The organism is Xanthomonas translucens pv. undulosa (assembly GCF_017301775.1).
GTDB classification, from domain to species: domain Bacteria; phylum Pseudomonadota; class Gammaproteobacteria; order Xanthomonadales; family Xanthomonadaceae; genus Xanthomonas_A; species Xanthomonas_A translucens.
Genome location: NZ_CP063993.1, coordinates 2,683,460 through 2,696,554, shown reverse-complemented (window position 1 = coordinate 2,696,554; position 13,095 = coordinate 2,683,460). Strand labels below are relative to the sequence as shown.

Below are 13,095 nucleotides of genomic sequence, written 5' to 3'. Positions count from 1 at the left end.
TTCCTCGGTAGAAAGGGAATCCGCCACGCCGAGACCAATCGAGGTGGCGGACGGTACGGGTTGGTCTACCGGACCGAGGACCGGCGGGGCCGAAGCCCCCCGCGTACCGCCCGCCATGAACTGGCGAGCACGCGCCTCGCACAATGCAGGCAATAAGAAAGCGCCGAGCATCGGACGATGGGCGCTGGTGCGCCTCGATAGCGGGAGACCAATCCCGGCTGCGTGATTTAACGCGGCGATTCAATCTTGCTCTTTGGCAAGCCCCGCGTCAACTAGCTTTGCAGACAGAAATTCAGGCTAGGCACCAATAAAAGTTCACCCTGACCGCGGCATTTCTCAAGCATTTGTTAATGCATAGGTGCATTTCGCCCCCTTTTTGGAAAATCATTATCGTCAATGCTGCGCGACAGGAACTGAAATATACGTGCATTTGAACCGCATTTTTCTCAGTTCGTCAACGCATCCAACTAGTGACAACTTTGCAAAAAAGGGAAGCTTTTCTTTGGGACAGCCACGGAGAACTGCCAAAACCAGTTCGGCGTCTTTGGTGTCGTCACATATACAATCCCAAATAATGGCGTAACCGGCGTCAAGCCCGGCAATGTATTCCTTTACCCGCCCCCGGTAAGCCTCATCATTATTAATCAAAGTCACAGTGTGCCTTGCCTGGAGGAATAAGTGACTTAAAGATTCGGAAGCATTTCCCCAAGGCTTTACACATATCAGGTGACCGTCATCCGTGAAAAGATCACAAACCTCCAGCTTACTCCTCCCCCCTCCATAGTTGATCAATTTCTTATCCATCAACAAGAGCGGCGAACCTTCTATCGCTGCCACTCTCGAGTTATAGTCACCCTCTTTCTCTCTTAGCTCTACTGAAGGGAGACGCACATTGGAAACTTCAATGCTTTCAACGCGTCTATCAATCCTTTCAACAAAATCCTCGCTGACGCGGTACCAATTCCCCGCATGCGTCAGGTATGTCTCTGCGTCTAAAAACAAGACGCCATTGACGCAGCTAAGTGCTGGCCATTGGTCTTTCCGAATACCATCCGCGCTATAGGCAAATATTTGGCTTTCGGATATTTCTTTTGATGTCACCTGACCATATTTATATCTTAAACAAGAAAGCCAATGGGATATATCCATATGATTGGCGCATGGCGCTTGTCCAGTCTTTTTTCTCTCAAAGGAAAAGAAATCAAAATCATCCCAAGAGAGCAACTCTGGGGAGCAAAGAGAGAATTTATCAGGATTCTCTAGCAGCTCTTCTACCAAGGCAGTATTTAGAGTAGATATGTCGTGCTCATCCCTCACTGGAGAAATGTTGTCAATCCAGTCGAAATTTTTCTTATATTTATCAGCAGCCCATACATCCAAAACTCGTAGCAGAAAAGAAAAAATGCTTTCCGCACTTAAATCGACAGACGCTTTGAATGAATCACTTCCAGCAATCCATGCCCCAAATCCAAATTGCTCCGAAACACTTGCCTTAACGCCTCTTAATATATCCTTTTCAACATCAAGGCCAAATCTTTCAATCCCATCACTACCGGGAATTTGCTCAATAGCCTGAAGGGTTTCATCAGCAACCCGATCACGCCGTATCGCCCTTAATGCATTCTCTTCCGCTAAATTTAATACACACCGTATCCCAAAATTAGGTTCTATTGGTTTGCTACGCATCTTCTGCCAAGCATGCCCAAATGTGAGAACTAAATCGCGATCTTTTATTCTCACATGAAATAGGCCGGATACAGAACCCACCTCAGGGAGTTGAAATGCGGGCGAGATTGAAAATCTCGACAGTTTTATAAGCCAAGGAGGTCTTCCCAAAGTATGCCCGTAGTAGAGACGCACAGGAGCCTCAGCCCCGACGTCAATGTCCATGCTCCTAGAGAAGTTAGCAGTATCGAGCTGCAGCTCATGCCCCTGCCGTATAAGGAATATGTTTAAGGGAAATCTCGCTCCTGTCCCAGGCACGTCCATAACACCTCCTTATACGCCAACAACATTACCCGCACTTAGAATACCCACAATTCAAACAAGTAGCACACCCGTCCATGATGACCAGGGCCTTGGTGTTGCACTTGTGGCACATCGTGGCCGAGGGCGGGAAGCTCGCGCCATCGCCGGTGACGGCGATGTCTTCTTCATGGTCGGCGGTGGAGTTCGCGACCACCGTCCCCTCCTCCGCCCTGCGGGCACCTTCTCCCGCAGGCGAAGGAACAGCGGGCTTCACTTCACTGTTTTTTTTTGAGCGGTCTTCGTACTGCTTGCGCTTTTCGTTGATCAGCGCGCGCTGGTGGTCGCTCATCTCCGGGTCGTGCAGCAGGCCGATGGACTTCATGTGCTCTTCGACGATGTAGCCCAGTTCGGCCACCAGCGAGGGCATGTACACGCCGCCGGCCTTGAAGTAGCCGCCCTTGGGGTCGAACACGGCCTTCATTTCGTCGACCAGGAAGGTGACGTCGCCGCCCTTGCGGAACACGGCGGACATGATGCGGGTCAGCGCCACGATCCACTGAAAGTGTTCCATGGACTTGGAGTTGACGAAGATCTCGAACGGGCGGCGCAGTTCGTGCTCGGTGCCGGCGTTGAGCACGATGTCGTTGAGGGTCACGTACATGGCGTGTTCCACCAACGGCGATTTGATCTTGTAGGTGCTGCCGATCAGCACGTCCGGGCGCTCGATGCGCTCGTGCATGTGGATGATGTTGTCCACCGGCACGTCGGCCTGGGCGGTGGCGCGGTCGATCGACGCGGCGGGCACCGGCGGTGCGGCGTCGCGCGCCTTGTCTTCGGCGGTGACGACGGCGTAGCCCTTGATTTTCTTGTCGATCTTGACGGCCATGATGCGTTCCTGATGTGCGTGTCGTGTTGGCGCGCGCGTCCCCTCGCCCTGCCCCTCTCCCGCGCACGGGAGAGAGGGTGCAGCGTGGGACGGCTTACTTCCTGGCGCGGGTGGCCGCGGCCTGCTTGCCGGCGCTCTTGCGCACGGCGGTCTTCTTCACCGCAGCGGTCTTCTTGGCGACCTTGGCGGTGCTCTTCTTGACGGCATTGGCGACCTTCTTCACTGCCTTCTTGGCGACGGCCTTCCTGGCGCCGACGCTCTTCTTGGCCACGGCCTTCTTCGCGGCGACCTTCTTGACCGCCTTCTTCGGTGCGGCCTTCTTGGCCGGCGCCTTCTTCACTGCGGCTTTCTTGGTCGCGGTCTTCTTGGCGGCGGCTTTCTTGGCCGGGGCCTTCTTCGCTGCCGCCTTCTTGGCGGTCTTCTTGGTGGCCTTCTTCAGCGCGGCGGCTTCGGACTGGGCGCTGACCTTGGCCGCTTCCAGTTTCTTGCGCGCGTTGGCGACGGTCTTCTTCACCGACTTGCCGGCCTTCTCCGCGCGCTTGGCCACGGCCTTTTCGGCCTTCTTGACCACCTTGCGGGTCTTGGTGACCTGGTCCTGCACGCGCTTTTGCACGTTCTCGGCGGTCTGCTTGACGCTGGCGACGGCGTCGCTGGCGGTGGCAGCGATCGCGTCGCCCATGTGGCTGGCGGTCTCTTTCACGTTTTCGGCGACTTGCGTCAGCGTCGCCGTCACACCATTACCGTTGCTCATAAAAAACCCTCCTCAGGGTGTCAGTGTTTATGTACGCGGGCGATGCTATACCGATTGAAGCAAAGCGTGGAACCGGATGTGGCGACAAACGACAGGCGGTAGGCGAACGTTGGGGAAGCACGGCGTGCCGCGCTCCCTGTTTTCCCGCCGCCGCCCTGTCCCCCCACCGCTGCGGAGGGCGCAACACGCCGCCGTCAGAACTTGCCGTAATACCCTTCTTTCAGCGCGTCGAACAGGTTGGCGGCACTGTGCATTTCGCCGTCGTATTCGATCTGCTCGTTACCCTTCACGTCCACCACGCTGCCGTCTTCCAGTTCGAAGCGGTAGGTGGTGTTCTCCAGGTCCGCTTCCTTGACCAGCACGCCCTGGAAGGCGGCCGGGTTGAAGCGGAACGTGGTGCAGCCCTTCAAGCCCTGCTGGTGGGCGTAGCGGTAGATGTCCTTGAACTGCGCGTAGGGGTAGTCGGTGGGGACGTTGGCGGTCTTGGAGATGGAGCTGTCCACCCACTTCTGCGCGGCGGCCTGCACGTCCACGTGTTCCTTGGGGTGGATGTCGTCGGCGGAGATGAAGTAGTCCGGCAGCTGCGCGTCGGCGGCCTCGGCGTACGGCATCGCCTTGGCGTTGACCAGGTGGCGGTAGGCCAGCAGTTCGAAGGAGAACACGTCCACCTTCTCCTTGGACTTCTTGCCTTCGCGGATCACGTTGCGGCTGTAGTGGTGGGCGAAGCTGGGTTCGATGCCGTTGGAGGCGTTGTTGGCCAGGCTCAGCGAGATGGTGCCGGTGGGGGCGATGGAGCTGTGGTGGGTGAAGCGCGCGCCCACTTCGGCCAGTGCGTCCACCAGTTCCGGCGCCACGTCGGCGATGCGCTGCATGTAGCGGCTGTACTTGGCGTGCAGCAGCCTGCCTTCGATCTGCTGGCCCACGCGCCAGCCGTCTTTGGCCATTTCCGGGCGCTGGCGCAGCATCGCGGCGGTGACGGCGAAGCTCTCCCGCATGATCGGCGCCGGGCCTTTTTCCTTGGCCAGGGTCAGCGCGGTTTCCCAGCCGGCCACGGCCATCTCGCGGGCGATGGCTTCGGTGAATGCGCAGGAGGCGGCGCTGCCGTACTTCATCTGCAGCATGGTCATGGTCGAGCCCAGGCCCAGGAAGCCCATGCCGTGGCGGCGCTTGCGCAGGATCTCGTCGCGCTGCTGCTGCAGCGGCAGGCCGTTGACCTCGACCACGTTGTCGAGCATGCGGGTGAACACGCGCACCACGTCCTTGTATTCCTCCCAATCGAAGCGCGCCTGCGCGGTGAACGGGTCGCGCACGAAGTGGGTGAGGTTGATCGAGCCGAGCAGGCATGCGCCGTACGGCGGAAGTGGTTGCTCGCCACAAGGATTCGTAGCGCGGATGTTCTCGCACCACCAGTTGTTGTTCATCTCGTTGACGCGGTCGATCAGGATGAAGCCCGGCTCGGCGTAGTCGTAGGTGGAGACCATGATCATGTCCCACAGGTGGCGGGCGCGGATCTGCCCGTACACCTTGCATGCGACCAGGCCGTCGTCGCGCACGATGTAGTTGCTGTGGGTGGGCCAGTCGCGCCAGACCACGTCGGTGGCGCTGGTGAGGTCGATGTCGGCCTCTTCGTTGCGATTCACCGGGAACACCAGCGGCCAGTCGGCGTCGGTCTCCACCGCCTGCATGAAGCCGTCGGTGATCAGCAGCGACAGGTTGAACTGGCGCAGGCGTCCGTCCTCGCGCTTGGCGCGGATGAAATCCTTCACGTCCGGGTGCGCCACGTCGAAGGTGCCCATCTGCGCGCCGCGGCGGCCGCCGGCCGAGGACACGGTGAAGCACATCTTGTCGAAGATATCCATGAACGACATCGGCCCGGAGGTGTAGGCGCCGGCGCCGGCCACGAACGCGCCGCGCGGGCGCAGCGTGCTGAATTCGTAGCCGATGCCGCAGCCGGCCTTGAGGGTCAGGCCGGCTTCGTGGACCTTCTCCAGGATGCCGTCCATCGAGTCGGTGACGGTGCCCGACACGGTGCAGTTGATGGTGCTGGTGGCCGGCTTGTGTTCCAGCGCGCCGGCGTTGGAGGTGATGCGTCCGGCCGGGATCGCGCCGCGGCGCAGCGCCCAGGCGAAGCGCTCGAACCAGTAGGCGCGCTTTTCCTCGGTGGCTTCGGCATCGGCCAGCGCGCGCGCCACGCGCTGGTAGGTGCCGTCGATGTCGGCATCCAGCGGCTCGCCCTGCTTGGTCTTCAGGCGGTATTTCTTGTCCCAGATATCCTGCGACGCCGGCTGCATCGGGATGGGGGTCTGCTTGGACTCGGTCTGGACGACGTCCAGGCGCACCGTGCTCATTCTTTTCTGTTCTCCTCGAACCTGTCCCGATGGGGCGGATGGGGTGGACCGTCCGCCGTGTCTCTATCTGTGTATGCGGTTTGCGCTGCGCGACGACGACAGCCGCGGCAGCGCGCGCGGCGCCGCCCTTCGGTCGAATGGGAATGCATAGGGCGTTCGATCGCCCGTCTCACGTTCACGCCATGCGTCACTGCGTGCGCCCCCCTAGGGCGTGGACCCCAGCGAAAACCCCAGTAGTTGGGTTGCTTTGACGTTTTACCGCTACATGTAGTGGCAAAACGAAGTGTCCACGCTAACCCTGGGCGGGCCTGCTGTCAACGCCCAAACGGCGGCGTACGGCGGCTCCGTACGCCGCTGCGGATGTCGCCCGCGCCGCGCTTTCACTGGCGGTTAAATGCCGCGCGTTCATCTTGATTTATGCGCCCCGGCGCCCATCTGTCTTGCGTCTCCCGCCGCGCCATCCGGAAACCCGACCCATGCGACCGCTGCCCACGCTGCTGACCCTGACCGCCGCCGCTGCCTTCGGCGGTTTCACCGCCACCGCGATCAACGCGCACCTGGACAACCGCGCCGAGGCCGCGCCCGCGCCGGTGGCGCAGACCGTGGCCGGCAGCGCCGCCTTGCCGGCCTCGGTCACCGGCCAGCCGCTGCCGTCGCTGGCGCCGATGCTGCAGCAGACCATGCCGGCGGTGGTCAGCATCAACACCAAGCAGGTGGTGCGGGTGCGCAATCCGTACTTCAACGACCCGTTCTTCCGCCGCCTGTTCCCGGACATCCCGCAGGAGCGGATCAACGAGTCGCTGGGGTCGGGCGTGATCATCGACGCCAAGAACGGCTATGTACTGACCAACCACCACGTGGTGGAGAACGCCGACGACGTGCAGGTGACCCTGGCCGACGGACGCAGCTTCAAGGCCGAGTTCATGGGCTCGGACGCGGACACCGACGTGGCGCTGATCCGGATCAAGGCCGACAAGCTCACCGAGATCCGCCTGGGCGACAGCAGCAAGCTGCGCGTGGGCGATTTCGTGGTGGCGATCGGCAACCCGTTCGGCTTCACCCAGACGGTGACCTCGGGCATCGTCTCGGCGATGGGCCGCAACGGCATCCGCGGCCTGGGCTACCAGAACTTCATCCAGACCGACGCCTCGATCAACCCGGGCAACTCCGGCGGCGCGCTGGTCGATCTGCATGGCGAGCTGGTCGGCATCAACACCGCCAGCTTCAACCCGCAGGGCAGCATGGCCGGCAACATCGGCCTGGGCCTGGCGATTCCGTCGAACCTGGCGCGGGCGGTGGTCGAGCAGTTGCTGAAGAACAACGGGGTGATGATCCGCGGCACCTTTGGCGTCGAGACCCAGAACCTGACCGCGCAGATGGCGCAGGGCCTGGGCCTGGACGCGCCGCGCGGCGCGCTGGTGACGCGGGTGCTGAGCGGTTCGGCGGCGGCCGGCGCGGGGCTGCAGCCCGGCGACGTGGTGGTCGGCGCCAACGGCGAGCGCCTGGACAGCGCCGAGGCGTTGCACAACTACGAAGGCCTGCAGCCGGTGGGCAGCACGGTGACGCTGGACGTGCGCCGCGACGGCAAGCCGCTGCAGATCAAGGCCACGCTGAAGGAGCAGCCGCGCGCGGTGAGCGGCGAATCGCTGGACCCGCGGCTGGGCGGCGCCAGCTTCACCGACCTGCCCGAGTCGCTGCGCCAGTCCGGCATCAGCGGGGTGCTGGTCGGCAGCGTGGCGCGCGGCAGCCGTGCGGCGCGCAACGGCCTGGCCAACGGGGACATCGTGATGGCCGCCTCCACCGGCGAATTCGCCGACTTGGCCAGCTTCCGCGCCAACTTCGCGCGCAAGCCGGCGCAGCTGGTGCTGCGCGTGGTGCGGGGCGGGGCGCAGGCGGATTTGTTGATGCAATGAGGTGGGGCGGCGCGGCACCGATGGATGGCGCGGCCGGTCAGGCTTGCGGCGTCGTTCTGTCGCGGATGAAGCCGCTCCTACAGGAAGCAAATGAATGCCGGTCGGCCAGGAGGCACACGCGCAGCGCCAACCTAACAAGCTCTACACCGCGTCGATGCTATTTGTCTCGATCGCGATCCGCGAACCGCCTGCCGCGCGCAGGTATGCCCCCACCCCCGTCAGGAGATACGCGATGAATGCCAGCCCCACCAATACCGAAAACCTCAAGGACAACCTCAGCGAAGCCAGTTCGCACCTGAAGTCGGCCGCCAGCTACGCCGGCGAAGCGATCAAGGGCGCCGCCGGCGCGGCAGGCGACGAGCTGAAGCTGGGCAAGGCCAATGTCAAAGCCGAGCTGTCCGATAGCGCGCTGTCCGGCCTGGCCGCTGCCGAGTTCGGCGGTGCCGCGGCGAAGGAGCAGGTCGATGTGCTGCTGGACAAGGGCCGCGACCTGATCGACAGCGCCGCCGAGCTGATCCGCGAGCGCCCGCTGGCCTCGTTCGGCGTGGCCTTCGCCACCGGCTGGATCATCGCCAAGCTGGCGCGCAGCAGCGACAAGTAAGCGACGTGAGCGACGAGCAGGTCCGCGACGGCGCCGCAGCGCCCGACCCGGCGGTGGCCGAGCGGCCGTCGCTGGAAACCTCGTTCCGCGAATTCGGCACGGCCGGCCGCGAGGGCCTGAACGCCACGCTGGAAGCCGGCCGCGCGCTGCGCAAGCTGCTGGTGGCGGACCTGGCGCTGGCGCGCGCGGCGATGGCCCGCGCGCTGGTGTGGTTGACCGTCTCGGTGGCATTCGGCGCTTCGGCGTGGATGCTGCTGATGGGCGCGTTGATCGCGGTGCTGCAGCGTCTGGGCTGGTCGTGGCTGGCGTCGATCTCGGCGACCGCCGCGTTCAGCCTGGTGGTCACCGCCCTGGGCGCCTGGCAGGCGCTGCGCCATTTCGAGATGAGCAAGCTCGACGCCACCCGCCGCCAGTTGGCGAAGCTGGGGATCGGCGGCGAGGATGATGACAACGCCGACGGCCACGCCGCCGCGGCAGCCGAGACCGGCCGATGAAACTCCAGCAATTGCAGCACCGCATCGCCCGCGCCGAAACGGTGCTGGAAGGCCGCCAGCAGCAGATGCAGACGCAATGGACCACGCTGCAACGGGTCTGGCGCGAAGGCTGGACGCCGCTGCGCATCGTCGCGGTGGGATTGGGCGCCGGCTTCCTGGCCGGACGCGCGGAACCGGCGGCGGCGATCGGCAAGATCGGCGGCGCGCGCTGGCTGCAGATGCTCAGCGCGGTCTCCAGTCTGCTGACCGCGACCCAGGTCAAGCAAGCGTCGGACCAAGCCGAACGCGCGGCGGATACGGCGCAGGACGCGGTCGACCCGGCCGAGACGCCGGCCCCGGCCGCTGCCGGCGTGCCAGGACAGCACTCCGCGCCGGCCGCCGCGCCGTTCGACCCAACGCCGCAGGTAGCGCCGCGCGCGGCCGAAGCGGCCACGGACATGTCCGAACGCTGAGCTGCGCTGCAGTCGCCACGCGGCCTTCATACCGCGCAGGCCAGGATCGGCCTACACTCTGCCTCCCCCTTTTTTGCGCCGAACGGTGCGTGTCCGCAGGACCCGCGCCGGGGCCACCGTACGCAGCGCAGGTCCGATGAGCACTCTCTCCGAATCCGTGGCCGACGCCGGCGACGTGGCACCGCCACCCGAAGACGCCCTCCCGCCACCGCCCGCGCCACGCCCGCGCGGACCGATGTCGCTGGTGGTGCTGGCGACGCTGGCGGTGGGCTATACCCTGTGGGCGGCGCAGGAGGTGATCCTGCCGATCCTGCTGGCCGCGTTCTTCGCCCTGGTCGGTAACCCGATCCTGCGCGGGCTGCGGCAGCTGTATGTGCCGCGCTTCCTCGGCGCGCTGCTGGTGCTGCTGTCGGGCATGGCGGTGGCGACCACGCTGGCCATGCAGCTGTCTGGGCCGGCCGCCGAATGGGTGCAGCAGGCGCCCGGGCAGATGCGCCACATCGCCAGCCAGGTGCGCGACCTGACCAAGCCGATGCAGCAGGCCAACCAAGCGGCGGAGAATTTCGCGCGCGCCGCCGGCGGCGACAACGGCCGCCGCGTGCAGGTGATCCGCACCCAGCTGGACGATCCGTACAAGGCGCTGGTGCGCACCCCGCGGCTGGCCGCCTCGGCGCTGGCGGTGGTGCTGCTGACGTTCTTCTTCATGGTCTTCGGCGAGAACCTGCAGCGGCATGCGATCGCGCTGCTGCCCAATCGCCAGCAGCAGAAATTCACCACCGACATCCTGCGTTCGATCGAGCGCGAGGTGTCGCGCTACGTGCTGACCATCAGCGTCATCAACACCCTGGTCGGGCTGATCTTGGCCGGCATCCTGGTGCTGCTGAAGATTCCGCTGCAGGAAGCGCTGCTGTGGGGCACGGTGGTGGCGTTGCTGAACTTCGCTCCGTACGTGGGGCCGCTGATCGGCGCGATCCTGATGCTGCTGATGGGCTTCGTGGAGTTCCGCGATCCGCTGAGCGCGGCGCTGCCGGCGATCCTGTACCTGGCGCTGCACATGCTCGAAGGCCAGGTGGTGACGCCGATCGTGCTCGGCCGGCGCATGGCGATCTCGCCGCTGATGCTGATCCTGGCGCTGATGCTGTTCGGCTGGCTGTGGGGCATGATCGGGCTGCTGCTGGCAGTGCCGCTGCTGGTGTGCATCAAGATGGTGCTGGCGCGGGTGGAAGGCATGCAGCGCTGGGCCAGATTGTTGGAATGAGAGCAGGGACTCGGGACTGCGGACTCGAAAAAGCGGTCGGCGCGGCGCGCGTGTCTACCTGGGGCGACGGTGGCTACGGCCGGTTCGCGTAAAATGGTGCGAGTGACTTACTTGCCTTCCTTCCCCGTTCGCGCGATCACGCTGGACCTGGACGACACGCTGTGGCCGTTCGCGCCGATCGGCGCGCGCATCGAACAGGTGCTGCACGACTGGCTGCTGCAGCACAGTCCGCGCACCGCCGAGCGCTTCCCGATCGCGGCGATGCGGCAGCTGCGCGATGAGGTGTTCGCCGCGCATCCGCACCTGGTCCACGACATGAGCGAGATGCGGCGCCTGACCCTGCGCCGCGCGCTGCGCGACAGCGGCGCCGACGAGGCGCTGGTGGAGCCGGCGTTCGCGGTGTTCTATGCCGCGCGCAACCAGGTGGAGTGCTATCCGGACAGCATCCCGGCATTGCAGCGGATCGCCGCGCGGGTGCCGGTGGTGGCGCTGAGCAACGGCAACGCCGACCTGGCCATGATCGGCCTGGCGCCGCATTTCGCGTTCCAGCTCAGCGCGCGCGAACACGGCGCGGCCAAGCCGGACCCGGGCATCTTCCACGCCGCCTGCGCGCGCCTGGGCCTGCCCTGCGCGCAGGTGCTGCACGTCGGCGACCACATCGAGATCGACGTGCTCGGCGCGATGCGGGCCGGGCTGCGCGGCTGCTGGATCAACCGCGACGCGCAGGCCTGGCATCCGCCGACCCCTCCGGACCTGCACTTCGCCACCCTCACCGGCCTGGCCGACTGGCTGGACGCCACCGAGCCGGCCATCGGCGCGCGCGCGTGAGCGCTGCCCGCTGCCGCCTCTTCGCCCTGGCCGCGCGTCGCGCCGGCCGCGCCCGACTCACAAGGACCCGCTGATGTCCCTGCCTTCCGGCTTCACCGATGCCGCCCCGCGCGCGCTGCCGCTGCATGTGCTGGACCGCGAACGCCTGGCCGAATGGCGCGCCGCGCAGGCGCCGGCCTGGGTGGCGTGGCTGGATGCGCAACAGTTCGTGGCCGCCCCCGGCACCGCGTTGTTGCTGCCCGGCGCGGACGGCGTGGCCGCGGCGGTGCTGGGCGTCGGCGACCGCGGCGATGCCTATGCCTACGCGCACGCACCGCTGGCGCTGCCGGCCGGCAGCAGTTGGCAACTGGCCAGCGCGCTGAGCGAGGAGGAGCAGGCCGCCCTGCACCTGGGCTGGGGCCTGGGCAGCTACCGCTTTACCCGCTACAAGCAGCCCATGCGCTTGCCGGCGCAGTTGCTGGCCACGCCGAGCGCGGAAGTATGCGACCAGCTGCAAGCCTGCCTGCGCGTGCGCGACTGGGTCAACACGCCGGCCGAGGACATGGGGCCGGAACAGCTGGAAGCCGCGGCGCGCGCGATCGCCGAAGCGCACGGCGCGCAGTGCGAAAGCATCGTCGGCGAGGACCTGCTGAGTCGCCATTTCCCGGCGATCCACGCGGTCGGCCGCGCCTCGCACCGCGCGCCGCGGCTGATCGTGCTGCGCTGGGGCGAGGACACGCACCCGCACGTGGCGCTGGTCGGCAAGGGCGTGTGCTTCGACACCGGCGGCCTGGACCTGAAGCCGGCCGACGGCATGCGCCACATGAAGAAGGACATGGGCGGCGCGGCGCATGCGCTGGCGCTGGCCGGGCTGGTGATGGCGCAACGGCTGCCGCTGCGACTGACCGTGCTGCTGGCGGCGGTGGAGAACGCGGTCGGCCCGCACGCGTTCCGCCCCGGCGACGTCATCGCCACCCGCCAGGGCATCAGCGTGGAGATCGACAACACCGACGCTGAAGGCCGGCTGGTGCTGTGCGACGCGCTGGCCTACGCCAGCGAGCAGGCGCCGGACGCGATCCTGGATTTCGCCACGCTGACCGGCGCGGCGCGGGTCGCGCTGGGCCCGGACCTGCCGGCGCTGTTCTGCAACGACGACGCGCTGGCGCAGGCCTGGATCGCCGCCGGCGAACGCAGCCGCGACCCGGTGTGGCGCATGCCGCTGTGGCGCCCCTACCTGCGCTATCTGACCAGCCCCATCGCCGACCTGGCCAACGCCGGCTCGCGCATGGCCGGCGCGGTGACCGCGGCGCTGTACCTGGAGCGCTTCGTGCCGGCGCGGCAGCCGTGGGCGCACCTGGACGTGTACGCCTGGAACGACAGCGACCGCCCCGGCCGCCCCGCCGGCGGCGAAGCGCTGGCGCTGCGCTCGGCCTACGCGATGCTGAAGGCACGCTACGCGGGCTAGGGTTTGGCGGGGTGGCGTAGCCGAGGCGGCGCGGCTGAGGGTGCCGGAATGCATCAGCTCCCTGTCGCCGGGCTTCAGCCCGGACAGACAACCGAAACCGCCAGGCTTCCTGACTTCCTTCGTCGCGGCTGAAGCCGCTCCTACAGGGACTT

General features: G+C 65.4%; 11 protein-coding genes. 7 read left to right on the top strand and 4 right to left on the bottom strand.

Annotation, left to right across the window (positions count from 1 at the left end; all coding sequences use genetic code 11):
* Positions 1-393 precede the first annotated feature (393 nt).
* The 4 genes from ISN38_RS11335 to ISN38_RS11320 form a co-directional block, all read right to left on the bottom strand.
* Complete coding sequence (locus tag ISN38_RS11335; protein ID WP_206711809.1) at positions 394-1,989, bottom strand: DUF6119 family protein; 1,596 nt, start codon at positions 1,987-1,989, stop codon at positions 394-396.
* Positions 1,990-2,014: 25 nt separating this feature from the next.
* Positions 2,015-2,854: a TSCPD domain-containing protein gene (locus ISN38_RS11330; protein WP_047325425.1), complete on the bottom strand. Its 840-nt coding sequence runs from the start codon at positions 2,852-2,854 to the stop codon at positions 2,015-2,017.
* A gap of 94 nt (positions 2,855-2,948) precedes the next feature.
* A complete protein-coding gene (locus tag ISN38_RS11325) occupies positions 2,949-3,605 on the bottom strand; it encodes a hypothetical protein (protein ID WP_058361518.1) in 657 nt (218 codons plus the stop codon).
* Between the two features lie 194 nt (positions 3,606-3,799).
* Positions 3,800-5,953 (bottom strand): adenosylcobalamin-dependent ribonucleoside-diphosphate reductase, encoded by a 2,154-nt coding sequence (locus tag ISN38_RS11320; RefSeq protein WP_003470740.1) that lies wholly within the window; start codon positions 5,951-5,953, stop codon positions 3,800-3,802.
* 476 nt (positions 5,954-6,429) lie between these two features.
* Here ISN38_RS11320 and ISN38_RS11315 point away from each other — a divergent pair, with 476 nt between their 5' ends.
* The 7 genes from ISN38_RS11315 to ISN38_RS11285 all read left to right on the top strand — a co-directional run bounded on the left by ISN38_RS11315 (position 6,430) and on the right by ISN38_RS11285 (position 12,943).
* Positions 6,430-7,866, top strand: coding sequence for a Do family serine endopeptidase (locus ISN38_RS11315; RefSeq protein ID WP_206711808.1), 1,437 nt, complete (start codon positions 6,430-6,432; stop codon positions 7,864-7,866).
* A gap of 232 nt (positions 7,867-8,098) precedes the next feature.
* Complete coding sequence (locus tag ISN38_RS11310; RefSeq protein ID WP_003470737.1) at positions 8,099-8,467, top strand: hypothetical protein; 369 nt, start codon at positions 8,099-8,101, stop codon at positions 8,465-8,467.
* A 5-nt stretch (positions 8,468-8,472) separates the two neighbouring features.
* A complete protein-coding gene (locus ISN38_RS11305; RefSeq protein WP_206711807.1) occupies positions 8,473-8,961 on the top strand; it encodes a phage holin family protein in 489 nt (162 codons plus the stop codon).
* Entirely contained in the window at positions 8,958-9,413 is a 456-nt protein-coding gene (locus ISN38_RS11300; RefSeq protein WP_003476551.1) for a hypothetical protein, read from the top strand. The genes ISN38_RS11305 and ISN38_RS11300 overlap by 4 nt, the downstream gene beginning before the upstream one ends.
* Positions 9,414-9,549: 136 nt before the next feature.
* The gene (locus ISN38_RS11295) at positions 9,550-10,671 is read left to right on the top strand and encodes an AI-2E family transporter (protein ID WP_038238859.1); all 1,122 of its coding nucleotides are present in this window, start codon (positions 9,550-9,552) and stop codon (positions 10,669-10,671) included.
* 111 nt (positions 10,672-10,782) lie between these two features.
* Positions 10,783-11,499 carry an HAD family hydrolase gene (locus ISN38_RS11290; protein ID WP_003470729.1) on the top strand — a complete coding sequence of 239 codons (717 nt, stop codon included), beginning with the start codon at positions 10,783-10,785 and terminating at the stop codon, positions 11,497-11,499.
* Between the two features lie 73 nt (positions 11,500-11,572).
* Positions 11,573-12,943: a leucyl aminopeptidase family protein gene (locus ISN38_RS11285; protein WP_058363453.1), complete on the top strand. Its 1,371-nt coding sequence runs from the start codon at positions 11,573-11,575 to the stop codon at positions 12,941-12,943.
* The last annotated feature ends 152 nt before the right edge of the window (positions 12,944-13,095 follow it).